Source organism: Pedobacter sp. W3I1 (assembly GCF_030816015.1).
GTDB lineage: Bacteria > Bacteroidota > Bacteroidia > Sphingobacteriales > Sphingobacteriaceae > Pedobacter.
Window position 1 is genome coordinate 601996 of sequence record NZ_JAUSXN010000001.1, and the last position, 26664, is coordinate 628659.

The window sequence follows — 26664 nt, forward strand, 5'->3', positions numbered from 1 at the left end:
GATCAGTTTAGATTAAAATGTAACATTTAAGCCAGCCAAAATGTAACGGCTACGCGGATAGGCCGCATAATCTACACCAGGTGTTAATGGGTTGTTTCTCCGGGTACTTGCTTCAGGATCGTAACCTTTATAACCAGTTATAGTGTAAAGATTATTTACCGTGGCATAAAAACGCACCTTGTTAATTATTTTGGTTCTTGACAATAATTTTGAAGGCAATGAATAACCAAGGGTAACATTGCTGATCCTTAAATAAGAAGCATCTTCGATGCTGTACGAGGTTAGGAAATAGTTATTGGTAACTGGTGTCCAGATTTTAGTATCGGCATTGGCAGCTGCAAGTTGATCCCAGTTGGTAATCAATGCGCCGTTTGTATTGTACCATTTCCATCTATCGTTCATTACCGAAAGTAGGTTGTTGTCTTTTACATTGTATTGAGACGTAAACTCTACTTTGTTGGCGTTGTATTCTTTTCCGCCAACGGAGAAGTTGACAAAAATGCTCATGTCGAATCCTTTATAAGCCAACTGTTGGTTAAAACCTCCTGTAAATTTTGGTTGCGCATTACCTAAAACAGTTCTGTCATCAACGGTGATCACATTGCTTGCTGAATTGGTTGTTTTTAACAATTTCATATCACCTGGTGCAACAGTTGCTTTTCCAATGATGGCAGCATTATCTGTTACCCCACTTTTTAAAACCCACTTATTTGTCGATTCGTAAGCTGCACGGTCAAAATCATCCAGGGTGTAAAAACCGTTCGAAACATATCCATAAAACTGGCCAACCGGTTTTCCAACTTCAACATAAAAATCATCCAGGCTATTTACCCAGCCTGAAGCCGCTTTAACAGCTGTAACACCAGATGCAAGACCTAAAACTTTATTTCTATTAAAGGCGATATTAAAACTACTGCTGTATGTAAAGCTTTTTGTTTTTGCAATTAAACCTGTTAGTTGAAATTCAAGCCCATTATTTTGTGTAGATCCAACATTTTGAAGTTGAAATGCATTTCCTAAGATTGATGGGATGTCTGCATTAAGGATTAAATTCTTAACATGATTGTTGTACACATCAATCGATCCTGATAAACGGTTTTTGAACAAACTGAAATCGACACCAAAATTTAAAGAAATGGTAGTTTCCCATTTTAATAGTGGATTGGCCAAAGCTGTTGTGGCAAGTCCCGGAGTAATAGACGCATCGCTTGCTGCATAACCTGCACTTACCGAATTGGTGTAAAATAATGTTTTGTACAAATCTGGATCAATCCTGTTATTGCCAGCAGAACCATAACTTGCCCTCACTTTTAAATTATCTAACCAGTTTAACTGTGCATTTTTGACGAAACCTTCTTCTGATGCCCTCCAGGCAAATTGTGCCGATGGAAAGGTTCCCCAGCGATTGTTTTCTGCAAATAATGAAGAACCATCACGCCTAACCAAAGCGGTTAAAATATATTTGTTATCGAATGTATAAGTTGCCCTGCCAAAATAAGAGAATAACCTAAAACCGCTTACACCTGTTGTTGGTGCATCCTGAACCTGACCAGTTCCCGGACTTGCTTTTTGAATATTTCCAAAGGCTTCATCTGCTGTAATATTAGTTGGAAAATATTTAACCGTTGTGCTGTTATTTTTGTTGTCAGACTGGTTAATCTCCTGGCCAAGCAAAATGTCCAATTCATGTTTGCCTCCAAGATTTGGTCTATAATTAAGCGTATTGGAGTTGGTTAAGGTAGTAGTATTCGAATTTGCTAAAACTACTACAGGCAAACCAGCAGAATTACGGGCAACACCACTTAGCGGACCGTTAAAAGTATTGGTTTTTCGATCGGTAAAGTTTAAACCCAATGTGCTTTTAAAGCTTAGGTTTTTTAATATTTGATAACTTAAATAAGCACTGCTAATAAAATCGTTGCGGTAATCGTATTTCAGTTCCTGATTAGCCAAAGTAATTGGGTTGGTTAATAGCGTTGCTCCATAATCCGCATCAAACTGATCGCCAGAATCTCCGGCGCCGTTATAAGGTTGATAACGTACCGAATTACGTAAACGATTTGTGCCTTGCGACCCTGTGCTAGAAGTACCAACCCCGTCTATACGCTGGCGACTGTAACGCAAGTTAATTCCTGTACGGAATTTATCAGATATTTTATGATCAAAACGAAACGAAGCAAAAGTACGGCGATAGCCAGAATTCAACATAATTCCATCTTCACTGGTATTGTTTGCCGTAAAATTGAAAGTGGTGGTTTTGGTTCCACCGGCCAAATTTAAAACTTGGGTATTGGAGAATGCCTGGCGCCCAAAAACTTTATCCTGCCAATCCATGTTTTGAACGTTTTTGTAGATATCTAAATCCTCAAAAGTGCCATAACGTTTTGTAAAGGAATCTTTAACATCTTGAGAAGTATTGTAGTTGTAAAGCTGATATTGGTAAGAAACATACTCATAAGGGTTCATTACGGATAATTCGTTAACAATTTGCCTCGCACCAGCATAGGCATCAAAGGAAACGGTTGTTTTCATTTCCTTGCCACCTTTTGTCGTAATAATTACAACACCGTTAGCTGCACGGGCACCATAAATTGCTGTAGAAGCGATATCTTTTAATACATCGATAGATTGGATTTCGTTAGGAGAAAGTAACGAAAGTGCGTTATCCAATTGAACACCATCTACAATGTAGAGTGGTGCATTACTTTGGGTTAATGAGCCGCCTCCCCTAACTTTAACTTCGATTTCTGCACCAGGAGCTCCCTCTGTTGTGGTTACCGAAACACCGGCGAGTTTACCAGCAAGTGCTTGTGCTGCCGTACTCACTGGGAAATCGGCTAAATCTTTTGCAGTTACGCTAGATACTGCCGAAGAAAGCTTATCTCTAGAAACTGTTCCGTAGCCCACATTCACCGTAACTTCCTGTAGATTGTTTGCATCTTCTTCTAAGTTAACATCTAGTTTACTTTGATCGGTAATGACAACGTTTCTGGTTTTATAACCTACATAAGTAAAGGCTACAATTGCACCCTTAGCCGGAATGGTAATTTTGTAAACGCCATTCGCATCAGTACTCGCTCCAGTTTTCGAATCCTTTATTGATACACTCACGCCTATTAGTGGCTGCCCATCAGATTTATCCTTCACAGTTCCTGTTAATTGCCTGTTTTGTGCCTGAGCTACAGATAATCCAAAAAAAGAGAGAAGCGCTAAAAAGAGTAAAACTCTGCTCATAGTTATTTATTTATTTGAAGTAATTTGGTTTTTTATGATGCTGCAATCGCTTGCAGATAGAATATAATTCTATTTCGGGATGTTATAAGTTAGTTTATATTTGGTTACGTTGATGTAACAATTTTACAAACTTAAAACCAATTGAAACCAGATTTAACTAAAAAAGTGTGCAAACGTTCCCAAAAACGTTAGCTTAACGTTTATTAATATTGCTGAGTGATCCCCTTAAAGAGATATTTTTTGTAACTTGTACGCAATACGAAACATGAGATTTGAAACATCTACCATAAAAGATATTGCTAAAGCATTAGGCCTGTCTACCTCTACAGTTTCCAGGGCTTTAAGAGACCGTTACGAAATTAGTGAGGAAACCAAGAAGCTTGTTTTAGCCTATGCCGAAAAAGTAAATTACCGTGCCAATCCAATTGCCAGAAGTTTAAAGGAGCGTCGTAGCTATTCTATCGGCATTATTGTAAGCGAAATTGCCAACAACTTTTTTTCACAGGTTATAAATGGCATTGAATCAATCGCCTACGATAAAGATTATCATGTTATTATTTCTCAAAGCCACGAATCGTACAAGCAGGAGAAACTAAACGTAGAACACTTAGCATCGCGTTCTATTGACGGTTTATTAATTGCGCTTTCTTCAGAAACACAGGATATCGATTATTTAAGAGATTTATACGCTAAGGGTTTGCCAATTGTATTTTTTGATCGCGTGCCAAAAGATTTTGAAACCCATAAGGTAATCGCAAATAACTTTAAGGGGTCATTTGATGCCACAGAACATCTTATTTTATCAGGAAAAAGAACTATTGCCCATTTAACAAATTCCGAAAACCTTTCGATCACGAAAGAAAGGTTAGAAGGTTATAAAGCGGCTTTACTTAAATATCACATCGAATTTAGGCCCGAGCTGGTTAAATATTGCCAGCATGGTGGTATGCATAGTGCAGAACTGGAACAGGCGGTGAAAGAAATTTTGCCATTACAACCTGATGGGATTTTTATTTCGAGCGACCGCTTAACCACAGGCTGTATTATGGCGCTGAAGAAAACCAATCCTGAGGTGGCACATAAAATTGCGATTGCAGGTTTTACCAATTCTAATCTGGTTGAATTGTTTTCGCCATCGCTAACCTCGGTCAAACAACCGGCATTCGAAATGGGACAGGTAGCCACCGAATTGTTAATCTCCATGATCGAAGCCAAAAGACCTATAACTGAGTTCGAAACGAAAGTTTTGGATACTGAACTGGTGAAGATGCAGAAGCGATGAGCGCTAAGCGAAGAGCGATTGGCGTACAATTAAACGCTTAACGCTAGTCGCCAAACGCTCTACAAATTATTACCTTTGCAACATGGTAGAAATCACATTAAAAAAGGGTAAAGAAAAAGCGGCATTACAAAGACATCCATGGGTATTTTCCGGTGCATTAGAAAAAGTTAAGGGAAAACCTGAAGATGGTGATGTAGTAAAAGTTTTTGCTTTCGATAATGAATTTCTGGCCTATGGGTATTACAATAGCAATTCGCGTGTTGCCGTTCGTCTTTTAGAATGGGATGAAGCGCAAACTATTGATAATAGCTGGTACCAGAACCGGTTAAAACAGGCCATTGCTTCACGTCAGTTTATTTTAAGTGAGCAGACCAATACCTGCCGACTGGTTTTTAGCGAGGCTGATTTTCTGCCAGGTTTAATTGTTGATCAATATGCCGATTTCTTGTCGGTGCAGATTTTAAGTTCTGGAATTGAAAAGGTTTAAAACAGAGATCGTAGAAATACTGAAAGCAGAATTAAAACCAAAAGGAATATTCGATAAAAGTGATGCAACCGCACGTACCCATGAAGGTTTACCCATTGAAAATGGATTACTTTGGGGCGAAAACCCACCAGAATTTTTGGAGGTAAAAGAAAATGGAATTATTTACCACATCAATATTGCTGAAGGACAAAAATCAGGATTTTACTGCGATCAGCGTGATAACAGGCGCATTTTGGCCAGTTATACTAAAGGTAAGAAGGTTTTAGACTGCTTTAGCTATAGTGGCGGTTTTAGCTTGAATAGCCTGGCGAATGGTGCTGCAAGCATTACCAGTGTTGATAGTTCGGGTTTAGCTGTTGAAACATTAAAACAGAACGTAGCCCTAAACAAATTCGATGTGGATAAAGTAACGACCATTCAATCAGATGTAAATAAACAACTCAGGGTTTTCAAAGAATCGGGAGAATTGTTTGATGTGATTGTGCTCGACCCACCTAAATATGCACCTTCACGATCAGCTTTGGATCGTGCAGCAAGAGCCTATAAAGATTTGAACCGTTTAGGTATGTTATTACTAGAAAAAGGGGGCTTATTGGCTACTTTCTCTTGCTCGGGAGCGGTTGATATTGAAACCTTTAAACAGATTATCGCCTGGGCAGCACTTGATGCAGGCAAAGAAGTTCAGATTATTAAACAATTCTGCCAACCAGAAGATCATCCGGTCCGGATTTCTTTTCCAGAAGGAGAATACTTAAAGGGATTGTTGTTAAGGGTACTATAAACGTAATCCGTACATCGATTTTAAACCACAAAGACACAATAGCACCAAGATTTTAAACATTAACCAGGTGTTATCGTGTCTTTGTGATAAGCTGAAAGCGGAATCTAATTATCCAACCATTACTTTAGCGGTAATGGCCAGCCTGTTCCAGGCATTAATAGTTACTATCGCCACAATAATCTGCGCTAATTCCTGCTCGTTAAAAAAGCTTGCTGCTTTTTGATAAGTTGCATCAGAAACATGGTGGCTAATTAAAGTTACTTCTTCCGTTAAGGCTAAAACAGCTTCCTCTTGCGGCGTAAATAAGGTAGTTTCTCTCCAGGCATTTAATAAATACAAACGTTGTTCAGTTTCTCCTATTTTACGGGCATCGGTTGAGTGCATATTCAAGCAAAATGCACAGCCGTTAATCTGCGATGCACGCATTTTAATCAGTTCCAAAAGAATCGGATCTAGTTTGCTGGTTGATAAATATTTCTCTAAACCGTACATGGCTTGGTAAGCTGCAGGCTCTACTTTTGGGATATCAATTCTACTTTCCATTTTATTTGTTTTTTGATTACGATGTAAAGGTCTGCAACTTAACGATCAAAAAACTTAATGTAGTTTAAGAAATGATTAGCTAACACAAAGGGCACAAAGGCTTTCGCAAAGTGCGCTAAATAGGGTTAAAAGGCCTGTTATTTCGCCATTTAATGTTACTCGATAAAATTTATGCGATTCTTCATTTCAACCGCAGTGGAGAAATTTATGGGTAATTTATTTAATAACAGAACTTACAGATTTCTCCATTCCGCTTCGCTCCAGTCGAAATGACGAAAATCAATAAGCCCAACTCTGTGTGCTTCGCGTTTCTTTCTCTGCGAACTTTGCGGTTAACAAAGTCCTATTTCTTCGCCCTGATTTTACTTAAAAATTCTGGTGTAAAGCCGAGGTAAGAAGCCAGCATATACTGTGGCACACGCTGTACAAATTCGGGGAATAAACTATTAAAATGGCGGTATCTTTCTTCAGCGGTTTGGCTGTATAGGAATTTTATCCTCCGCTGTGAGGCCTGATGATTTTTCTGCAGAATCAATCTGAAATATCGCTCCAGCTTAGGTAATTTATGGAACATTTCTTCATAATGATGGTGTTCAATGGCAATCACCTCCGTTGTTTCTGCTGCCTGGATATAAAATTCAGATTGCTCATGAAATAGAAAGCTGGTTAGATCAGTAATCCACCAGTTTTCGATTGCAAACTGTGTGGTTTGCTCAGCACCCTTTATGTCAATGAAATAAAGCCTCAGGCAGCCTTTTACTACAAAATAATTCGCCCTGCAGGTTTGTCCTTCTTCTAATAAAAAAGCCTTCTTTTTAACAGAAAAAGATTTGAGAAACGGGGCAAGAATTTCCTGCTCTTCGTTACTCAAATCTATAAATTTATTAATATGCTTATAAAGTGCGCTACCCATTGCTATATATTGATGAGCTAAAATAGGCAAAATTATAAAAACGAAATCAATAGCTTAAAGTGAAAAAGCCTTTAGCTCCGAAAGCGCTTCAGGGCCGTAATTCTTTAATGCTGAAGTTATTTTATCCGCTAAACCTTTATTATTGGTTGGTTTTCCTTTTGTAGGTGGAGTTAAGTCTTTTTCAGGAACGACAACTTCTGTTACTTTAGTAGCAAACCATGTTATGTTTTCGTGCGGCAAAGCCAAACCTAAAATCATCCCTGGCAACCCGGTAAATGATTCTGGGCCACCAGAAACGGCGATCTGGTTAGCATAATAAGCCACTACATAAATCGAATCCATAATAATGGCGTTGGCTCTGCGGCATTCGTAACCCGCAATTTCTCTTGTTTCATCGGTAATTTTCCAGTTAATCTTACGCAGACTGTCTTTAACCAGATAGGTATCTTCATAAACTGCTTTTTGAGCAATACTGGTGCTGGTATTATAATCGGTAGCTATTGTATTTTTTAAATCGACAAGCGCATCCCTTGCAACCCAGCTTGGGTTTGCGGTTTCCTCTACAGATGGCCATTTATATAAGCTTTTATCCTTGTTAAAGCTTAGGGTACTTTTAGCAACTTTAAATTGAGGATTATTCTTCTTGTATTGATCAAAAGCCTGGGCCATATAAGACTCATTATCTTTATTGATTTTCTTTTTGATCAAAGCATACATATTCGATCTTTTTTCAAACTCGATTATGCCATTTTGTACGAAGTGTATATTTTGAGCAGATAAGCTCTTGCTGATGAAAATAACAGCAAATAAGATGATATATTTTAGTGTAGTTTTCATGATCATTATTTTTGAGTTTTAATACCGCCGCCCATTTTGCTAAAATCCCATGATACCGAGAACATTAAATACCGCCTTATAGTGGTATAACTGCTTTGGCTTATGGTTGTATTGTTGGCCGAACGGTTAAAACCGATATTTTGGTTTAAGATATCATTTACGGTTGCAGAGAACTTTAAATTTTCGGCTTTGAAGAATTTTTTGCTTAAGGATGCATTCCAGATCAGACGCTCAAAGCTTTCGGTTAGCACTTGTGTTTTTCCATTGTACTGGTATTCTGCATCTGTTGATATTTCAAACTTCCCAGGTAATTGCACATTACCTGACGCATAACCAGTCCATCCCCACCCATCACTATTCCTGCCAATACTTGCTCTTGCCATATTATATGAGGGGCCAAAGCGTGTATAAAAGCTATAACTTTTATCTTTGTATTTCGAGATATTTAATCCCCCGCTGTAGCTATAGTTTTTAGTGTTATTTAAGGTCCTGCCTAAATCAGTGGTAATAAAGTTATAAGAAGAACTTCCACTTGCGTTTGCGTTTAAACCAATATTTATCTCTCCAAGCGCGTTTACCTTCCTGCTGATTTGTCCATATAAATAAAAATTCGTCTGCATTTTATCATTGTAATTGATATAGCGATAGGTACTTTTACCAACATTATCAGTTGTTACATCGCTAATAATTGGATTTGCAGTAAAGCTGTAGGAACCGCTTAACCAAACCGATTGATTGGTTAAAACTTTGTAAGAGCTATAACTAGCGCTAACATTGCTCCTAAACGACGGTCTTAAATCTTGATTTCCTTCCACAACATTAAACGGATCATTATTTATCCTAACCGGCTGAAGTTGATCAAGTGAGGGTTGGTTGGTATTACCATTATAGTTGATCCGTAATGATTTTTGCTGAGAAAAACGATATTGATAAGATGCTTGCGGCATGTAATTAATAAAGTTTCTGACATAGGTTTTGTTGTGGTAAATGTCATCCTGCTTAAAATTTACACCACTAAACTTCGATCCAAAATTGATAACAGTTTTACCTTTTTTATAGTTGAAAATTGCACCAGCCTGATTAATGGTCTGGTTCAGTTCAAAGTTGTTGCTGTAAAGGGTATCTAATATATCATACCTGCCACTTAATGATTGATTAAAGGATAGCCGATCTGATTTTCCATTCATTAAAGTTAGGCCATAGTTAATAATCACGGTTAAAGTTTTTGAAAGAGGCTCGGTATAAGCAGCATTTAACTTAAAGGCACTATTTGTGATATCGTTAGTCTTTAATTGATTAGTGAGACTATCTATTATTCCAGTTCCAGTCTGGTTTGCCCGTTTGTTAAGCGAGTTTAAGTACCCTTCGCTGTTACTTTTGTTGATCGATTGATTTAAATTTAATGATAATGTGCGACCTTTTTTCTTTAATTTTTTGGTGAATAAAACGTTCATGTTAAAACTTTGATCATCTACCTCATTGCTTAGCGTTCTATCTGATGAATTTAGGAATTTATCATTCTCACCGGTAGTTGAGGTTAAAAAATGGTTTGAGGTATTACTTTTTTTCAATGCGCCATCAACATTAACTTTCATGGTCAAAGTCGTATCGATTTTTAGCTCATACATGGCATCCAGTTTTTGTCTGAACATGTCATTATCGAAAGATTCATCAGAGGTATTATTCTGTACTCCCGATTCCAAATTGTTCTGACTTATTGAGTTTCGAGTACCCTGAACCCTGATCGATCCAATTTTGTAATTGGTGTTTAACGATTCTTTATCCTTATTCCATTTGTTATCGAAATGCAAACCACCGGTTCTGGCTACTGGTAAACCCTGACCATTATATTGTCCATCATAACTATCAAAATCATCGCCTCCGCTACTAAAATACATTCCACCATCATCACTCATCGTCAGGCCACCAGAAGCTCCGTATTTATCCCGGTCATCCCAGCCTAAACCTACTGTTCCATTATTGCCCAAAATGCCGTAGGCCGAAAATTTCTTTTTGCCCCAGAATTTATTAAACATTCCCTGGCCCTGATAAAAATCTTTTGTTCCATAACCACCTTGCACTTTACCGAAATAACCGTTCTTTTTATCTTCTTTTAGTTTGATGTTAAGTGTTTTGGTTTTTTCGCCATCATCAACGCCAGTAAAGCTGGCCTGATCGCTTGCTTTATCGTAAAGTTGAACCGATTCTACCATATCAGCACGAAGATTTTTCGTGACCAATGTAGGATCATCACCAAAAAATTCTTCACCATCTACCAATACCTTCGGAACCGTTTTGCCTTGAGCTGTAATTTTCCCGTCCTTATCTACCTGAAAGCCCGGAAACTGTTTAATCAGATCTTCCACTTTTGAGTTTGGTTCGATATTATATGCTTTTGGATCAAACTCTGTGGTATCACCTTTAATTTTTATGGCTGTTCTGTTTCCTTTAATAATTACATCGGCTAGGATTTTGGCCATCCCGGTAAGGTTAATCTTTCCATAATCTTTAACCAGAGCGGTAGAATCGAGTGTAAAATGATCTACAAAATCTGCGTACTTAGGATAAGAAACCAATAGGATAAACTTCCCGTTTTTAATTCCGGTAAGCTCGAATGAGCCATTTTCTGCTGCCCGGGTAAATTTTACCAAAGTAGAATCTTTTGCATTTAAAACGGCAATAGAGGTTCCCGATAAAAGAGTTGTCGATGCAGTATCAATCGTTCGGCCTTTAATGGTATGAAGGCTCTGTGCTTTTGAATAAGTAGTAATAAAAATAAAAAAGCACAACGAGAGTAATAGGCGTTTCATAGATAGGATTTGGTTTTGTTTGCCGAATATAAAACTAATATGTTAGTTGTTGGTAATGATTTAACCTTTTTTAACAATTTAAAGACTGATGCATAGCCATTAAGCACAAAAGGTTATATCTTTAATAAAAAAAATCAGATGAAATTACCCTCTCTCCAACAGCTATACAATGGGTTTGTAACTGTGATTAAGCGTTTTCCCCTACAATTTATTTTTGCGATTGCCGCAACATTGTGCTGGTGCTATTACATCCATATTTCTGATTATCGTGACTATTCAGAACAGAACGAGAATTTAAAAGATCATTTAATAAAGGCCATAGCCATTTTAAACCTGGCACTGGCGCTCATATTGGCGCTCGATTTAATTTCAGAGCGTAATCAATACCCATTAAAGAAAAAATGGCTACTGCGTTTAGGCGGCTTACTCATCAGCGTTTTGCTTTACTTCAGCCTCGATCCTACCAACTATTCTGCAGATCTTTACCGCATTTTCTTATTTGCATTTGCGTTTCATTTACTGGTCGCATTTGCACCCTTTATCGGTCAGGAGAACGTGAATGGGTTCTGGCAGTTTAATAAAGCGCTTTTCCTTCGGTTTCTTACCTCCGCACTTTATTCTGCAGTACTATATGCGGGATTGGCCATTGCCTTGGTTGCCATTGATGGATTGTTTAATGCCGACATAAAATGGCAAACCTATATGACCTTATTTGCCATTATTAGTGCTGGGTTTAATACTACTTTCTTTTTAGCAGGAATCCCAACTGATTATAAATTGCTGGAGGAAGATCACAGCTATCCGAAAGGTTTAAAAATATTTGCACAGTTTGTACTGATTCCATTGGTAACGATCTACTTAGCGATTTTGCTGGTGTATGAAATTAAAATTGCTTTGTTATGGGAGCTGCCGAAAGGTTTGGTATCAAGCCTGATTTTGGGCTATGCCGTTTTTGGGATCTTATCGCTACTCCTGGTTTATCCGGTTAAAGAAACGGCCGGCAATAGTTGGATTAAATTGTTTTCCAGGTTCTTTTATGTGATGATGATTCCATTGGTGGTGCTTTTACTGCTCGCTGTTTGGAAAAGAGTTGGTCATTATGGTATAACAGAAAGCCGGTATATTTTAACGGCGCTGGCATTATGGCTTGCCGGTATAACGATCTATTTCCTTTTTAGTAAAAAGCAGAACATCAAGGTAATCCCAATAAGTTTGTGCATCATTTCGCTATTGGCTACTTATGGTCCGCAGAGTGCTTTTTCTCTGTCTAAATATTCACAGCTAAATCGTTTAAAGCGGATAATGAACAGCAAGAAAAAGGACGATATTAAGGAAAAGCCGGCCGTAATCAGGTATCTGGTTTATACACATGGATTAAAAACGCTGCAGCCTTTTACCAAAAAAGACCTCAGTAAAATAGAGCAAAAGATAGATGGTACAAATAACTATCGTTATAGCATGCGGATGGACAAGGTAGATACCGCACTGGCAATTTTTAAGGTTAAAGGCGATTTGGAATATGATTCCGGTATGAGCATTACCCTTCAAAATGATGAAAACCAGGTTTTAAACATTAAGGGCTACGATTATCTGATCGAATTAAACGGATACCCCGAGGAAAAAGTAACACGTCTTTACGGTACAGATTTAACCACAAATAAAATCAGATCAAAAATTTCGCTATTGGTTAATAATCAACAGGCACTACAGATCGATTTAAAAGAATTGTTTGCTCATGCCACTAAAGCATATAAAAATGGGACATTAAAAGCTTCTAAAAAGAAACAGGAATACTTGTACCCTGCCAAGCTGATGAGTGTTTCGAAAAATATTAATGGGTATAACTATGCCATTGTAATTACTTCATTGCAGGGCACATATTACAAAAATGATCATGATGGCAATTCATGGTTTGAGGCAAAAAGTTATCTGCTCATTAAAAAACTTTAAGTTAAACCTATTTCCAATAAATGACCGGTCTTTAAAGACCGGCCATTTTTATTTGTCAATGTTTCAAAAAATCAACACGATTTCGTATAGGTTTATCGCGTTAAGATCGCTTTATAAATCAAATTTTATGCCCTGTGCTAATGGCAAAGTATTCGAATAATTGATGGTATTGGTTTGCCTGCGCATATAAGCTCTCCAGGCATCCGATCCACTTTCCCTGCCGCCACCTGTTTCTTTCTCGCCGCCAAAAGCACCACCAATTTCTGCGCCTGATGTACCGATATTTACATTGGCTATACCACAGTCAGAGCCTTTAGCCGATAAGAACTGCTCTGCCTCTCTTAAATTCAAGGTCATAATGGCTGATGATAATCCTTGTGGTACACCGTTTTGCAAAGCAATGGCTTCATCTAATGTTTTGTACTTAATCAGATATAAAATTGGCGCAAACGTTTCGTGTTGAACAATCTTGAAATCATTCTGAACCTCCGCAATGCATGGCTTTACATAACATCCGCTTGCATAGGCGTCTCCAGATAAAACACCGCCTTCTACCACAAAATTGCCGCCTTCAGCCTTACATTTTGCTATAGAATCTAAGTAGGCCGCAACCGCATCGGTATCAATCAGCGGGCCGACATGATTATTTTGATCTAATGGATCGCCAATGCGCAATTGTCCGTAAGCTTTAACTAGTTTAGCTGTAAAAGCGTCGTATACACTTTCGTGTATAATTAACCTTCTGGTAGAAGTACAGCGCTGGCCTGCGGTACCAACAGCACCAAAAACAGCACCAATTAAACTCATGTCTAAATCAGCATGTTCTGAAATGATAATGGCATTATTGCCACCAAGCTCCAGCAAACTCTTTCCTAAACGTGCGCCAACTGCAGCGCCAACGGCCTTACCCATTCGGGTTGATCCGGTTGCAGAAATTAAGGGAACCCGGCCATCGTTGGTCATCAGTTCGCCAACTTCCCTATCACCTAAAACCAGATTACATACTCCTTCGGCTATATCATTATCTTTAAAAACTTTTGCAATAATATGTTGGCAGGCGATGGCGGTTAAAGGTGTTTTTTCTGAAGGTTTCCAGATGCAAACATTCCCGCAAACCAAAGCCAGGGCGGTATTCCAACTCCAAACGGCTACAGGAAAATTAAATGCAGAAATGATTCCCACAATGCCCAATGGATGCCATTGTTCGTACATGCGGTGACTCGGGCGTTCGCTGTGCATGGTTAAGCCGTAAAGTTGCCGCGATAAACCCACTGCAAAATCGCAGATATCGATCATTTCCTGTACTTCACCAAATCCTTCCTGTAAACTTTTTCCCATTTCGTAAGAAACCAGGGTGCCCAGCGCATCCTTATGCTCGCGTAAAGCATCGCCAAACTGACGAACAATTTCTCCTCTTTTTGGAGATGGAACCGTACGCCACTCCGTAAATGCCGATTGGGCCTTTAACACAACAGCGTCGTAATCAGCAGCGCTTGCAACCTTAGCCGAGGCAATCAATTTGCCATCAACAGGAGAAAAACTTTCTAATGCATTTACATTCGATTCTCCGCCCCAATTACTGCCCGTACTATAGGCAGCATTGTTCGCTTTTACGCCCAATTTATTTAAAATGGATTGAATATCTGTTGTCATATATCTAACGATTTATACAAAAAAACGAAAAAAATAAGATAAAGCAGGCTACATCCAGCTCCTTTAATTAGCACAATCGTTAATATCCTATTTTAAAGATCACTGGATGAATAAAAGACTTTAATAAATTTCTGTTTTTTGCTTTGTAGCATAAATAGTGTAGTTTTCCAAAATAATGCGGGCCAAAGAAAATACACATCTAGTGTTATGTTCAGCATAAAAAGACGCATATAATCTCCCGCTAATTTCGCGAAAAAGCGCAGATTTGTAATTTACGCTGCGTTAATCTGTGTGATCAGCGGGAAATTAATAACCATTATACAATTAACTTATCGCTAGCTATAAAATAGAATGAAGAATATAAAATTATTATTGATCGTTTTTATTGGATTCAGCGCTGTGCTTTGTGCGCAAACCAAAAAGGCAACAAACTCGCTTTTGTGGGAAATTTCGGGCAATGGATTAAAAATGCCTTCTTATTTGTTTGGCACCCATCATTTAATAGGGGCCAAATTTGCTGATACCATGAAGGTTTTGCAAGAGAAATTGAAATCGGCTGATGCAGTAGTTGGCGAAATTGTAATGGATAGTACCACGCAAACTAAAATGGCCCCGTTTTTAGTCATGAAAAATAATACGCTGGATAGTTTATTTACGAAAGCGGAGTACAAAGAAATAGAGAATTATTTTAAAAGCAAACAACCAGGTTTTGAATTAAAGCAACTGAACAATTTCAAGCCTGCAATGGTAGCCATAATGATGATGCTTTTTGAGAGCCCGGATATGTTGAAGGATATAGGCGAAGGTATAGATGATAGCTTTCAGAAATATGCCAAAAAAAATGGAAAATCATTATATGGTTTGGAAACTGCCGAATACCAGGGTGCACTTTTATTTGACAGTGATCTGCAAAAACAAAAAAAAGCATTGCTAAAATCGATTAGAGAAGTAGATAAAAGCAAACAAAAAATGGAGGAGCTGAAAACTTATTATATCGCCCAGGACATTGATAAATTAACTGAACTGTTTAAAATTGAAGATGAAGAATCGAAAGAATTTATGACAGAGCTCTTAAAAAACCGAAATAACAGGTGGTTAGATCAACTACCTGCTATGATGCAAAAGCAATCGTTATTTGTTGCAGTTGGCGCAGGACATTTAGTCGGCAATGAAGGCTTAATTAAAGGATTGCAGGCTAAGGGGTATAATTTAAAGCCTGTTGCAACTAATTAAGGATAAAATCGCCAGGTTATAGATTTTTTTGTGGAATAATACGCCGTGTCTATATTTTTCGCGTGGATAATACACAGCAAAAACCAGTTAACAAGCACCAGTTACAGAATGCTGCTACCAAATTACACTTACCTTATTAAGTTGTTGTAATCTTCAGCCTCAATTTAGCAGCGTGGCTGCTTAAGTAAAATTTCTACCGCGTTTACGAAAAATAAAATAAAGCAAGTTACATTTGCATCTTTACTTTAATACCAATACCATCATTAAAGTTAAAACTAACTTGAAAAATCTTAAAAATGAATAAAAAACTGATTGCCTGTGGCGTAGTGCTGGTCTCGGCTTTTATGGCTAAGTCACTTTTTGCACAGGAACAGCCTGTAGAAAAATCAAATAACCTAAGTGTTTATCGTGTTACTGCAACAAAAGTTAACGATTTAGTGCATACCAAACTCGATGTATCTTTCGATTACGCAAAACGGTACCTATACGGAAAAGAATGGGTTACGCTAAAACCCCATTTTTACCCTACGGATTCGTTAACCCTTGATGCCCAGGGAATGGATATTAAAACCGTTGCCTTGGTTGGCGCAAAAGGAAATACACCACTTAAATATGTTTACAACGACAATAAACTGCACATCACGCTAAATAAAAAATACACTAATGCCGAAAAGTACACGGTGTATATTGCGTATACTGCAAAACCAGACGAACTGAAAGTAAAGGGGAGTGCGGCTATAACCGATGCTAAAGGTTTATATTTTATTAACCCGGATGGTACGGATAAAAACAAACCAACACAGATCTGGACACAGGGGGAAACGGAATCATCTTCAGCATGGTTTCCAACGATCGATAAGCCCGATCAGAAAACTACTGAAGAGATTTCGATGACGGTAAAATCGAAATATACCACGCTTTCTAACGGAAAATTAGTGAGTCAGAAAGCCAATGCAGATGGGACCCGAACCGATACCTGGAAAATGGATCTTCCCCACTCGCCATATTTGTTTATGATGGCTGTGGGTGAATTCAAAATCACAAAAGATACTTATAAAGGCAAGGAAGTAAGTTATTACCTGGAGCCAAAATTTGCGCCTTATGCCAAACAGATTTTTGGTAAAACACCAGATATGATCCAGTTTTACAGTAATTTATTAGGCGTAGATTATCCATGGAACAAATATGCACAGGTGGTAGCCAGAGATTATGTTTCAGGAGCAATGGAAAATACTACAGCTACTTTACACGGCGAGCAGGTACAAAAAACCGATCGTGAGTTATTAGATGAAAATGAAGAAGGAACTATTGCACATGAACTTTTTCACCAATGGTTTGGCGATTATGTAACCGCAGAATCGTGGTCTAACTTAACCATGAACGAATCTTTTGCCACTTTTGGTGAGGTAATCTGGCACGGACATGATGCTGGCCAGGATGCTGAAGATAAATCCCGTTATGATAAATTGCAGTCCTATTTAGGATCCACCAAAAAAGGCGAAAGTCCTGTTTTAGCACGTTTTTATTATGGTGATAAAGAAGATATGTTCGATAATGTGAGTTATGCCAAAGGATCAATTATTCTATATGCCTTAAAAAATCAAATGGGCGATGCAGCTTTCTACAAATCACTTAACCGCTACCTCACTACCAATGCCTTTAAAAATGGCGAAACACATCAATTGCGTTTGGCTATGGAAGATGTTACCGGAAAAGATTGGAGCCCTTATTTTAATCAGTGGTATTACAATGGCGGTCACCCGGTTTTAAGTATCGATTATGGTTACGAAAACGGCAAAGCAACAATTAAGGTTAAACAAACCCAAGATGCAAGCGTGCAGACCTTTACATTACCGATCAAACTTGATATTTATGCCGGCGGAAAAAAAATCAGAAAAGAAATTTTGATCAATAGCCGTGAGCAGAACTTTAGTTTTGAAGTGAGTGCTAAACCCGATTTAATCGATTTCGATGTGGATAAAATTTTGGTTGGTGAAACCAATGACAATAAAACCGCTGAAAACTATTATTTTCAATACAAAAATGCCCCTAGTTATGCCAATAGAATTGAAGCCTTACAATTTATTATGCAAAGCAAAGCCACAAGCGGCCAGCTGGTGTTGCTGGAAGGTTTAAAAGATAAATCGGCAGATTTACGCGCTTTAAGCATTGATGGCATTAACTTAGAAGATGCTCAGATTAAAGCAGCAGCTTTGCCAATTTTACTTCAGATGGCTAAAACAGATAAAAATACCGAAACAAGATCAGCAGCAATTGTGAAATTGGCAGAAACCGGCGATCAGGCTTACAAAACTTTAGTGTTAGAAAGTTTAAAAGATAGATCGTACAAAGTGATTGCTGCCGGTATTGATGGCCTGGCCAAGCTGGCGCCGCAAGAGAGCACTGCTGCTTTAGCAGCATTAGATGAGGATACGAAAGCACATATTGCGCCTTCTATTGCATCGTTATACATCAACGAACCAAAGGATGAGTACCAAGCATTTTATGATAATATTATGCTTACAGGCGATAGGAGCAAAGTTTTTGCTGTAGTTGGCCAGTATTTTCAGTATCTGAGGGCTAACAATAATCCGGCAGTTACCGATAAAGGTATCACGAATATTAGCAGTGCCATTGAAAGGTTAAAATTACAATCCTATTTAAATAAACAACTTGCAGGTGCCTATGCTGCAGCTGCCCAGGCTAAAACGCAACAAGCTGCCGCAGTAAGCGGTGAAGCTAAAGCCAACTTGAGCAAGCAGGCCGAATTATTTAAAAAAGGAGCAGCTGATTTAGGAAAAGAATAATGGGCAAATTTCATATAGAAAGGGCTGGCATGGAAACATCGCTGGCCCTTTCTGTCATCAAACGTTCCTACGGAACGAAAAAATATGTAAACATTTTTTTTTACCCATCAAGCGTTCCGATGGAACGGCTTATAAATTTGCATATAGCAGCCCTAAATAGTAGCAAAGACAGTTGTACATAAACGGGATTGAAATGGCAGCTCTCGATTTTATTAAAAATCGGGACTACAATGGAAAGCCCGACTAACAATAAGCAAGCTACAGGCTTTGCTTTCCAAAAAACATTTCCAGTCCTATAGCCTGTAGGTTGATTATGCGTATATTTCAATCTTTAATTTGATATGCAATATTCAATTGTACCTTTTTTAATCGATTTATTGAAAAAAGACCAGAAACGCATGGGGCGTGTTGTAATTTTAGGTTGGATAGTTTTTATTGCACATTCCATCCTTATTTATTTTCTCGTAAACAAGGAATTTTAGCTTTGAATATTTTTTCAGCGAAATCGTATTTGTTTTGCTCATTATTTACATTCAGAAATGGCATATTTTGCCCCGTGCTAAAACAATAAACTCAACCGCTGCTTTGGTGACGGTTAGTAAAACGCAGATCGTAATCATAACTCCTCCGTGCAAAGTTTTATTCTGGATAAATCAAGAAGCCAAAGAAATAATATTTGATATTGATAAAATGGCAATGACAAGAATATCGTATCCTATTCCCAATATTTTCGATATGGAAAAGGGTGTTATCATACTTAAACAGGATAAGAAAGAAGCACTTATCATTGCTAACTATTTTGACACCAAGCTCGTTGAAACCCTAAGAGTTTTAAAGCCGAATCCCCTCGCTCAATATCTAAATTAATAAACAGCATCAGTTACATTCATCCTTTCTCCTGGTATCAATAATATAAACAATCTGCCAGCCCTGATCTCCCTTTACCAACTGGAAGGAGTTTACGCCGCAATGGCTGAACTTGTCGCCCAGGTAAAATTTATAGTCTGTCCAAACTGAAGCCAAAGGACCATCGATTAATATTTTTGTAAAAACAATACGCTCATCGTATTTTTCCTGATGTGGAGTGCCGATAAATTTGATAAAGTCGTTAACGGATTCTGTGCGTATACTTACTTTACCTTCTTTGTTAGCGATGGTTTGCATGATCGCTGCTGGTGCAAAGGCAGTTCGGGTTAAGGTGCTGTCTCCATCTTTCATGCCGGTAAAAAGGTTGGTTATGGTTTTTTTAACCGCACTTTCTTCATCGCTTTGTGCAAAGCCGTTTGTAGTAAAATATAGTAAAAACAGGGCAAAAATGACTAATTCTTTCATGACTTCTCCATTACGTATATACCATAAATTTATAGTATTTTTGTCAAAGAAGGGAAAAGGAACCGCGATGTTGCAAAAAATCTATCGATTATCCACACATCTTAATCACAGTCAATACGCTTTATAGTCAGCTATTTACGCTGTTTTAACCGATTGATGTTAATAATTATTTTAAAAACGGATAATTAAAATTGGTAAACTTATCATGTGTTTTTATGCTAATTGGCACGGTTCTTTAATAGTATAATATATGGAAGAAGAATTTTTTTTTGAATCCAACGAAGATGCACAACGCTCAGTAGAACGTTACGAAGAAATGCTCCGGAACCAGGATCAGTATTTCTTCGATGCAGGGGCATTCGAATACATTGTAGATTTCTACATTGAGAAAAATGATCCGGTCAAAGCTTTGCAGGTTGTTGATTTTGCAATCAGTCAACACCCTTATGCAACAATATTTTTAATCAAACAGGCTCACCTTTACATTTTAACCAACAATAACGAAAAGGCCTTTATTGCTTTGCAAAAGGCCGAGCTTTTAGAACCGTCTGAACCAGATATTTATTTGCTTCGCGGTAATATTTTTCAAAATACCGAACGTTTTGACGAGGCTTTGGAAAATTACGAAAAAGCTTTGGGGCTGGCCGAAAGTACGGATGAGATTTTATTACAGATGGCTTATGTTTACCAGAGCATGGGCGATTATGAAAGCGCCATTACTTATATTAAGCTCAGTTTAGAGCAGAATATGGAGAACCAGGATGGTTTGTATGAGCTGGCTTTCTGTTACGATGTATTAGATAAACAAGAAGAAAGTATCAAATTTTATCAGCAATACATCGATACTGATCCGTATTCTTATGCGGCCTGGTACAATTTGGGCAATAGTTTCCACAAGTTGAACCTTTTTGAAAAAGCTATTGATGCTTATGATTACGCGATCCTGATCAAAGAAGATTTTAGCTCTGCGTATTTCAATAAAGGCAATGCACTGGTTCAGCTCGATAAATATGATGAAGCGATAGATGTTTATAAACAGACTTTCGAATATGAACAGCCTAATGCCGATACCTATTGCGCCATTGGTGAATGTTACGAGAAACTGGAAAAAATGGACGAAGCCCGGTCTTATTATAAAAAATCGGTAAAAATGGATCCTAAAATGGCAGATGCCTGGTTTGGGATCGGTGTTACGCTGAATTTTGAAGAGCGTTATTTCGAATCGCTGCATTTTTATAAAAAAGCTATTGATTTAGAAGCCGAAAATCCTGATTTCTGGTTTGCCATGGCTGATGCTTATTATAAATTAGGCCAGATTGATGAATCGATCGAAGCTTATGAAAAAGTATTGGAGTTTAATCCTTTGGATATTGAAGCCTGGTTAGATTTTAGTACCGTGCTTTACGAGCAGGGAAAGTTGCTGGAAGCATCAGAAACAATGGCGGAGGCGATTAAGAATAATCCGGAAGCAGCGGAACTTTATTACCGGATGGTAGCCTATCTTTTTGCCCAGGGGAATTATAGCGATGCGCTGGGTTATTTGGAAACAGCTTTAACAACTGACCCTGATAAACACTATATTTTATTTGAATATTTGCCACAATTGCAGGATAATAGTGCCATTTTGAACGTTATAAACAGATATATAAGGTAACGACCTTGTGAGAAAAATTTAACAAATAAATCTCAAAATTTTTTTCACTTTTGTACGCATATGAATTATCCATTATTAAACGTTCCCCAACGTCCAGCTAAACCACGCCAAAAAGGCTTAACAATGGTTATGGATAAGGGATTGAGCCTACGCCAGGTTGAAGATTTTATTGAAGTTGCCGGCGTACATACAGATATCGTAAAATTAGGTTGGGCTACATCGCATGTTACCCCAAGACTTAAAGAAAAATTAGCTTTATATAAAAGTGCAGGCATTCCCACCTATTTTGGCGGAACATTATTTGAAGCCTTTATCATCCGTAACCAGTTTTCAGATTATCAACGTATTTTAGATCAATACGGAATGGAATATGCAGAAGTTTCTGATGGTTCTATTGAAATTGAGCACGACAAAAAATGTGAGTTCATCCGTGAACTGTCGAACCAGGTAACCGTTATTTCGGAAGTAGGCAGTAAAGATGCCGCTAAAATATTTGCCCCATATAAGTGGATTAAATTAATGCAGGCTGAAATTGAGGCCGGTTCGTGGAAAGTAATTGCCGAAGCCCGCGAGGGTGGTAACGTAGGTATTTACCGGGGAAGTGGCGAAGTGCGTGAAGGATTGGTTGATGAAATTTTAACCCAGATTCCTGAAGAAACTATTATTTGGGAAGCACCTCAAAAAGAACAGCAGGTTTGGTTTATTAAACTAATCGGTAGTAATGTAAACCTTGGTAATATTGCCCCGGCAGAAGTAATTCCTTTAGAAACCATTCGTTTAGGATTACGTGGAGATACTTTTGACTATTTCCTGAACCAGGTAAAATAAAAGATAAAATTCGTCATTGCGAGGCGCATAGTTAAATAAAGAGGTTGTATCATAAATATAGATTTGTCATCCTGAGCCTGTCGAAGGACCTGTTTAAATACGCTTTAAGGTGTTTCGACAGGCTCAACATGACAGCATCTGGGCTAAAATCGTCCTTATGATATACCCTCTTTGCTTGTTTATATCAATATGAAAACATACGGCTTAATCGGATATCCACTTTCTCATTCTTTCTCGAAAAAATATTTCACAGAAAAATTTCAAAATGAAGACATAGCCGATCATCAATATGAGCTTTTTCCTATTGCCGATATTAAATCACTGCCCGATCTGCTGAGTGAAAATCCATCGCTTTGCGGCCTTAATGTAACTATTCCACACAAAGTTAATGTGCTTTGCTATTTAAATGAAGTAGATGAAGCAGCAGAAAAAATTGGTGCCGTAAATTGTATTTCGATCAAAAGTTTTGAAGGTGAAACCTATTTAAAAGGCTATAATACCGATGCATACGGCTTTGAAGAATCGCTAAAACCATTGTTAGGACCACAACACACAAAAGCGCTTGTTTTTGGTGATGGCGGAGCGGCGAAAGCTGTAAAATACGTTTTAGAAAAGTTAAATATCCAATATCAGGTTGTGGTACGAACAGCTGTTCCTGGTGCTCTGCTATATTCAGAAATTACACCTGCGATTTTAGCCTCACACCGGTTATTGATCAATACCACGCCTTTGGGAATGTCGCCAAGTATAGATACCTTTCCCGAAATTGATTACAGTTTACTAGGGCCAGGTTATTTAGCTTACGATTTAGTGTATAACCCCTTAGAGAGTGCATTTTTAGCTAAAGCTGCCGAACGTGGTGCGGCGATTAAAAACGGTTTGGAGATGCTGTATAAACAAGCAGAAAAAGCCTGGGCAATCTGGAATAAATAATTTAACTTATCGTCATTACGAGGAGGAACGATAGCCTGCCCCGACTTTTCGGGAACGCAATTTTTGATAGCATGTTATGAAATTAAAACAATTGATTCTTCTTTTGCCCTTTGTACTGCTTCTGTTCATAACAGCTTGCCAAAACCACGATTATAGTCCGAAGCCAAAAGCTTATTTCAGGATTGTGTTTCCTAAAAAAGACTACACCACATTTACCAGGCCTGTTCCCTTTACGTTCAAATACCCTACTTATGCAGCGGTAGAGCAAGATCAAAGCCGCGATGCTCAGAAAGGCTGGTACAATTTGCACTTTAAGCAGTTTAATGGCTTTTTGCATTTAACTTATTACGATGTTTCGGGTAAAGGCGAATATGATGAAATGGTAGAAGATGCCCGAAAACTTGCCTTTAAACATACGATAAAAGCAAGTGCGATTGATCAAAAGCTCATCAATTACCCTGAACATAAAGTTTATGGCATATACTACGCCATTGAAGGGAATACCGCTTCTTCTGTTCAGTTTTTTTTAACCGATAGTGCTAAACATTATTTTAGAGGAGCTTTATATTTTAATGAGCGCCCACAATACGATTCTATTGAACCCGTTGTTAAATTTATTAAAAAGGATATCGATACTTTGATTTCTACCTTTAGGTGGAAAAATTAATTTATTATTTGTTATCCTGTTGCTGAGACAGGATTTTGCTAAAAATTTATGATTACAATAAAGACCTTCACTTTTAATGCTTACAGCGAAAATACCTATGTGCTTTACGATGAAACCAAAGAATGTGTCATTATCGATCCGGGTACGTACGAGGGTTTTGAGCAAAATGAATTGGCGGCTTTCATCAAATATGAAGGCTTAAAGCCTGTTTTATTGCTCAATACACATTGTCATCTCGATCATGTTTTCGGTAATAAATTTGTGTTCGAAAGCTATGGCTTAAAACCACAGTTTCATCAGGGCGAATTACCAATTTTAAATGCGGTTCCCGGTTATGCGCCATCAATGGGCTTTACCCGTTATGAGGTATCCCCCTTGCCAGATACCTTTTTGCCCGAAACAGGAACTATTTCTTTTGGCAATAGCACGCTTACCTTAATTTTTGCTCCCGGGCATTCGCCAGCGCACCTTTGTTTTTACAGTGCAGCCGATCATATTTTAATAGGTGGCGATGTGCTTTTTTATGGTAGTATTGGCCGTACCGATCTGCCAGGAGGTAATCATCAGCAATTAATCCAAAACATTTCCGATAAACTTTTTGTCTTACCTGATGAAACCAAAGTTTATCCTGGCCATGGACCAGCCACGAGCATTGGTTTTGAAAAACAACATAACCCGTTTTTTTAGCAGGATTAAAAGTTCATAATTGTTAAAGGGTTTACAACCTTAAGTCTTTTACCTTTAAACCCTAAACCTTTTATTTATCTTTGCCGCTGTGAATACATCGTTTTATATTGCCAAAAGGTATCTCTTTGCCAAAAAATCAACCAATGCCATTAACCTGATATCGGGCATATCGATGGTAGGTGTTATGGTGGGTAGCGCTGCATTGATTATTATCCTTTCGGTATTTAACGGTTTAGAAACAGTGGTATTGAGTATGTTCGATACCATTACCCCGCAAATAGCCATTACACCGGTTAAGGGGAAAACTTTTGATCCAAACACAAGCTATTTTAATCAGCTCAGAAAAGATAAAGGTGTTGCCGCTTTTACCGAGGTGCTGCAAGAAAATGCTTTGCTAAAATACAACAACAAACAAGCTGTTGGAATGGTTAAAGGTGTAAGTTTAGACTATTTGAAGAACACTAAATTAGATAGTACCATTAAAGAAGGACATTTTATATTGCATAACAGAAGCGGTGATAACGCGGTAATTGGTTCTGCCTTACAAAGTTATTTGGCAGTAAATACGGTTGATCCCTTTACGGAGCTGGAAATTTATTCGCCAAAGAAAGATATCGCGCCCAGTACCTTAAATCCTGCCGACGATTTTGTGGTAAAGAACATTCGGGTAAGCGGTGTTTTTGAGGTACAGCAAGATTTCGACAATGGCATTATTGTACCATTGAATTTTGCCCGCGAACTTTTAGGCGAAGATAAAAAAGTGTCTGCAATAGAGATCAATCTCCAGCCTGGTATTGATGTAGACGATTTTCAAAAAGAAGTAATCGAAAAAGCAGGTAAAGATTATGAAGTCAGGAATCAGGCCGAGCAAAATAAATCACTCTACCACATTTTAAATACCGAAAAATGGGCCGTATATATTATTCTTACTTTTATTCTGATTATTGCTATATTTAATATCATAGGGTCGTTAACCATGTTAGTAATCGATAAGGTAAAGGATGTAGCCATTCTGAGCAGTTTAGGCGCAGGGAAGAAATTAATCAAACGTATATTTTTATTTGAGGGCATGATGATCACCATGTCTGGCTGTGTGTTGGGCTTAATTATAGGCCTCATATTTTATTATTTTCAGCACACTTATGGTTTTATCAAAATGGGTGATGAAGTAAACAAAACCTTGGTAAGTTCTTATCCAATCGGACTAAAATGGAAAGATTTTGTTTTAGTTTTTGTTACAGTAGGCATCTTCTCATTTTTGGCATCTGCTTTGTCATCCAATTTAAGTGTTAAACAGATAGATCAAATTAATCAAACTATATAAAATGAAGTTATTTAAACAAGCAATTGTATTTGTTGTGCTCCTTGGCGTGGCCGCTACAGCTTGTAGAAACGATAAAGCCGAGGGAGAAAAAAGTAATCTGAAAACTGTTAAAGGTTTGTATAGTTTTGGGCCTGAAATGAAGTCTTTTACCTTATGCGAAGACGGACGTGAATATTGGGTTACAGACAGTGTAAAAAACCTGGAGCTCTCTTATAGCAAGCTAGGGTTCGAAAAGCCCTACGAGCCTGTATATGTAGAATTAGAAGGTTATTTTGCAAAATCTGATACCGCCACAGTTTCTCCAGATTTCGATTCTACTTTAGTGGTGATGAAAGTGCTTAAAATCAGTAAAGAAATCCCTGACGGACCTTGTTCGCAGTAACCGTTCAATAATATTAACAACCGCCTTGGTTCGTGTCTCCACGAACTAAACCAATGGTATAAGGGAGATTTAAATTTTTTTTCTTGAAGCGCAATTGCTTGCTAGTCGGTTACGGTATTCCTGCTTTTCGCTCCAAGTCCTCACTCGTTCCTCGCTCCGGGCTTTACGCTTCAATCAGGGCTAGTTTATAAAGTGATTTGCTACTATTGAAGGTAAAACAATGTCATCCAAAATCTTCTTTTCTTTCCATGCTTACAATCGCAAATAGCAACGCTGTCCACGCCACCTAAACCTGATCGGAGTGGTTCTGATCCTTCATCAGAAAGA

Annotated in this window: 19 protein-coding genes and 1 pseudogene; 13 read left to right on the plus strand and 7 right to left on the minus strand. The window is 38.0% G+C overall.

Features of this window, described 5'->3' with window-relative positions; translation table 11 throughout:
* Nucleotides 1-12 precede the first annotated feature (12 nt).
* Entirely contained in the window at nucleotides 13-3234 is a 3222-nt protein-coding gene (locus tag QF042_RS02590) for a TonB-dependent receptor (protein ID WP_307525064.1), read from the minus strand.
* 265 nt (nucleotides 3235-3499) lie between these two features.
* Between QF042_RS02590 and QF042_RS02595 the strand changes: the two genes are divergently transcribed.
* Both QF042_RS02595 and QF042_RS02600 read left to right on the plus strand, forming a co-directional pair.
* Nucleotides 3500-4516: a LacI family DNA-binding transcriptional regulator gene (locus tag QF042_RS02595; RefSeq protein WP_307525067.1), complete on the plus strand. Its 1017-nt coding sequence runs from the start codon at nucleotides 3500-3502 to the stop codon at nucleotides 4514-4516.
* An 82-nt stretch (nucleotides 4517-4598) separates the two neighbouring features.
* Nucleotides 4599-5784 (plus strand): annotated as a pseudogene (locus QF042_RS02600) (class I SAM-dependent rRNA methyltransferase).
* Nucleotides 5785-5892: 108 nt separating this feature from the next.
* Here QF042_RS02600 and QF042_RS02605 read toward each other — a convergent pair.
* The 4 genes from QF042_RS02605 to QF042_RS02620 form a co-directional block, all read right to left on the minus strand.
* Nucleotides 5893-6327, minus strand: coding sequence for a carboxymuconolactone decarboxylase family protein (locus QF042_RS02605; protein ID WP_307525068.1), 435 nt, complete (start codon nucleotides 6325-6327; stop codon nucleotides 5893-5895).
* Between the two features lie 343 nt (nucleotides 6328-6670).
* Nucleotides 6671-7198 carry a Crp/Fnr family transcriptional regulator gene (locus QF042_RS02610; protein WP_307525070.1) on the minus strand — a complete coding sequence of 176 codons (528 nt, stop codon included), beginning with the start codon at nucleotides 7196-7198 and terminating at the stop codon, nucleotides 6671-6673.
* Between the two features lie 96 nt (nucleotides 7199-7294).
* Nucleotides 7295-8077 (minus strand): GLPGLI family protein, encoded by a 783-nt coding sequence (locus QF042_RS02615; RefSeq protein WP_307525071.1) that lies wholly within the window; start codon nucleotides 8075-8077, stop codon nucleotides 7295-7297.
* Nucleotides 8078-8082: 5 nt separating this feature from the next.
* Complete coding sequence (locus QF042_RS02620; RefSeq protein ID WP_307525073.1) at nucleotides 8083-10887, minus strand: outer membrane beta-barrel family protein; 2805 nt, start codon at nucleotides 10885-10887, stop codon at nucleotides 8083-8085.
* A 138-nt stretch (nucleotides 10888-11025) separates the two neighbouring features.
* Here QF042_RS02620 and QF042_RS02625 point away from each other — a divergent pair, with 138 nt between their 5' ends.
* Nucleotides 11026-12837 carry a DUF4153 domain-containing protein gene (locus QF042_RS02625; protein ID WP_307525075.1) on the plus strand — a complete coding sequence of 604 codons (1812 nt, stop codon included), beginning with the start codon at nucleotides 11026-11028 and terminating at the stop codon, nucleotides 12835-12837.
* A 111-nt stretch (nucleotides 12838-12948) separates the two neighbouring features.
* On the opposite strand, the gene QF042_RS02630 is transcribed toward QF042_RS02625, so the two are convergent.
* The gene (locus QF042_RS02630; RefSeq protein WP_307525076.1) at nucleotides 12949-14490 is read right to left on the minus strand and encodes an aldehyde dehydrogenase family protein; all 1542 of its coding nucleotides are present in this window, start codon (nucleotides 14488-14490) and stop codon (nucleotides 12949-12951) included.
* 351 nt (nucleotides 14491-14841) lie between these two features.
* Here QF042_RS02630 and QF042_RS02635 point away from each other — a divergent pair, with 351 nt between their 5' ends.
* The 3 genes from QF042_RS02635 to QF042_RS02645 all read left to right on the plus strand — a co-directional run bounded on the left by QF042_RS02635 (nucleotide 14842) and on the right by QF042_RS02645 (nucleotide 19397).
* Nucleotides 14842-15723: a TraB/GumN family protein gene (locus QF042_RS02635; RefSeq protein ID WP_307525077.1), complete on the plus strand. Its 882-nt coding sequence runs from the start codon at nucleotides 14842-14844 to the stop codon at nucleotides 15721-15723.
* Between the two features lie 296 nt (nucleotides 15724-16019).
* A complete protein-coding gene (locus QF042_RS02640) occupies nucleotides 16020-18530 on the plus strand; it encodes a M1 family metallopeptidase (RefSeq protein WP_307525079.1) in 2511 nt (836 codons plus the stop codon).
* Nucleotides 18531-19046: 516 nt separating this feature from the next.
* Nucleotides 19047-19397, plus strand: coding sequence for a hypothetical protein (locus QF042_RS02645; protein ID WP_307525081.1), 351 nt, complete (start codon nucleotides 19047-19049; stop codon nucleotides 19395-19397).
* 9 nt (nucleotides 19398-19406) lie between these two features.
* On the opposite strand, the gene QF042_RS02650 is transcribed toward QF042_RS02645, so the two are convergent.
* Nucleotides 19407-19862, minus strand: coding sequence for a nuclear transport factor 2 family protein (locus QF042_RS02650; protein ID WP_307525084.1), 456 nt, complete (start codon nucleotides 19860-19862; stop codon nucleotides 19407-19409).
* Nucleotides 19863-20112: 250 nt separating this feature from the next.
* On the opposite strand from QF042_RS02650, the gene QF042_RS02655 reads away from it, so the two are divergent.
* The 7 genes from QF042_RS02655 (at nucleotide 20113) to QF042_RS02685 (ending at nucleotide 26337) form a co-directional block, all read left to right on the plus strand.
* Complete coding sequence (locus QF042_RS02655) at nucleotides 20113-21516, plus strand: tetratricopeptide repeat protein (RefSeq protein ID WP_307525086.1); 1404 nt, start codon at nucleotides 20113-20115, stop codon at nucleotides 21514-21516.
* Nucleotides 21517-21576: 60 nt separating this feature from the next.
* Complete coding sequence (locus QF042_RS02660) at nucleotides 21577-22344, plus strand: phosphosulfolactate synthase (RefSeq protein WP_307525088.1); 768 nt, start codon at nucleotides 21577-21579, stop codon at nucleotides 22342-22344.
* 189 nt (nucleotides 22345-22533) lie between these two features.
* Nucleotides 22534-23277, plus strand: coding sequence for a shikimate dehydrogenase (locus QF042_RS02665; RefSeq protein ID WP_307525090.1), 744 nt, complete (start codon nucleotides 22534-22536; stop codon nucleotides 23275-23277).
* A gap of 76 nt (nucleotides 23278-23353) precedes the next feature.
* Nucleotides 23354-23944 (plus strand): gliding motility lipoprotein GldD, encoded by a 591-nt coding sequence (locus QF042_RS02670; protein ID WP_307525092.1) that lies wholly within the window; start codon nucleotides 23354-23356, stop codon nucleotides 23942-23944.
* A gap of 48 nt (nucleotides 23945-23992) precedes the next feature.
* A complete protein-coding gene (locus QF042_RS02675; protein ID WP_307525094.1) occupies nucleotides 23993-24631 on the plus strand; it encodes an MBL fold metallo-hydrolase in 639 nt (212 codons plus the stop codon).
* A gap of 88 nt (nucleotides 24632-24719) precedes the next feature.
* A complete protein-coding gene (locus QF042_RS02680) occupies nucleotides 24720-25955 on the plus strand; it encodes an ABC transporter permease (RefSeq protein ID WP_307525097.1) in 1236 nt (411 codons plus the stop codon).
* A gap of 1 nt (nucleotide 25956) precedes the next feature.
* On the plus strand, nucleotides 25957-26337 hold the full coding sequence (locus QF042_RS02685) for a hypothetical protein (protein WP_307525098.1): 381 nt from the start codon (nucleotides 25957-25959) through the stop codon (nucleotides 26335-26337).
* Nucleotides 26338-26664 lie beyond the last annotated feature (327 nt).

Excerpts from the sequence above, each read along its gene's own strand:
- QF042_RS02590 (WP_307525064.1), bottom strand. The coding sequence starts at position 3,234 with ATGAGCAGAGTTTTACTCTTTTTAGCGCTTCTCTCTTTTTTTGGATTA.
- QF042_RS02595 (WP_307525067.1), top strand. The coding sequence starts at position 3,500 with ATGAGATTTGAAACATCTACCATAAAAGATATTGCTAAAGCATTAGGC.
- QF042_RS02605 (WP_307525068.1), bottom strand. The coding sequence starts at position 6,327 with ATGGAAAGTAGAATTGATATCCCAAAAGTAGAGCCTGCAGCTTACCAA.
- QF042_RS02615 (WP_307525071.1), bottom strand. The coding sequence starts at position 8,077 with ATGAAAACTACACTAAAATATATCATCTTATTTGCTGTTATTTTCATC.
- QF042_RS02620 (WP_307525073.1), bottom strand. The coding sequence starts at position 10,887 with ATGAAACGCCTATTACTCTCGTTGTGCTTTTTTATTTTTATTACTACT.
- QF042_RS02625 (WP_307525075.1), top strand. The coding sequence starts at position 11,026 with ATGAAATTACCCTCTCTCCAACAGCTATACAATGGGTTTGTAACTGTG.
- QF042_RS02630 (WP_307525076.1), bottom strand. The coding sequence starts at position 14,490 with ATGACAACAGATATTCAATCCATTTTAAATAAATTGGGCGTAAAAGCG.
- QF042_RS02635 (WP_307525077.1), top strand. The coding sequence starts at position 14,842 with ATGAAGAATATAAAATTATTATTGATCGTTTTTATTGGATTCAGCGCT.
- QF042_RS02640 (WP_307525079.1), top strand. The coding sequence starts at position 16,020 with ATGAATAAAAAACTGATTGCCTGTGGCGTAGTGCTGGTCTCGGCTTTT.
- QF042_RS02650 (WP_307525084.1), bottom strand. The coding sequence starts at position 19,862 with ATGAAAGAATTAGTCATTTTTGCCCTGTTTTTACTATATTTTACTACA.
- QF042_RS02655 (WP_307525086.1), top strand. The coding sequence starts at position 20,113 with ATGGAAGAAGAATTTTTTTTTGAATCCAACGAAGATGCACAACGCTCA.
- QF042_RS02660 (WP_307525088.1), top strand. The coding sequence starts at position 21,577 with ATGAATTATCCATTATTAAACGTTCCCCAACGTCCAGCTAAACCACGC.
- QF042_RS02665 (WP_307525090.1), top strand. The coding sequence starts at position 22,534 with ATGAAAACATACGGCTTAATCGGATATCCACTTTCTCATTCTTTCTCG.
- QF042_RS02670 (WP_307525092.1), top strand. The coding sequence starts at position 23,354 with ATGAAATTAAAACAATTGATTCTTCTTTTGCCCTTTGTACTGCTTCTG.
- QF042_RS02675 (WP_307525094.1), top strand. The coding sequence starts at position 23,993 with ATGATTACAATAAAGACCTTCACTTTTAATGCTTACAGCGAAAATACC.
- QF042_RS02685 (WP_307525098.1), top strand. The coding sequence starts at position 25,957 with ATGAAGTTATTTAAACAAGCAATTGTATTTGTTGTGCTCCTTGGCGTG.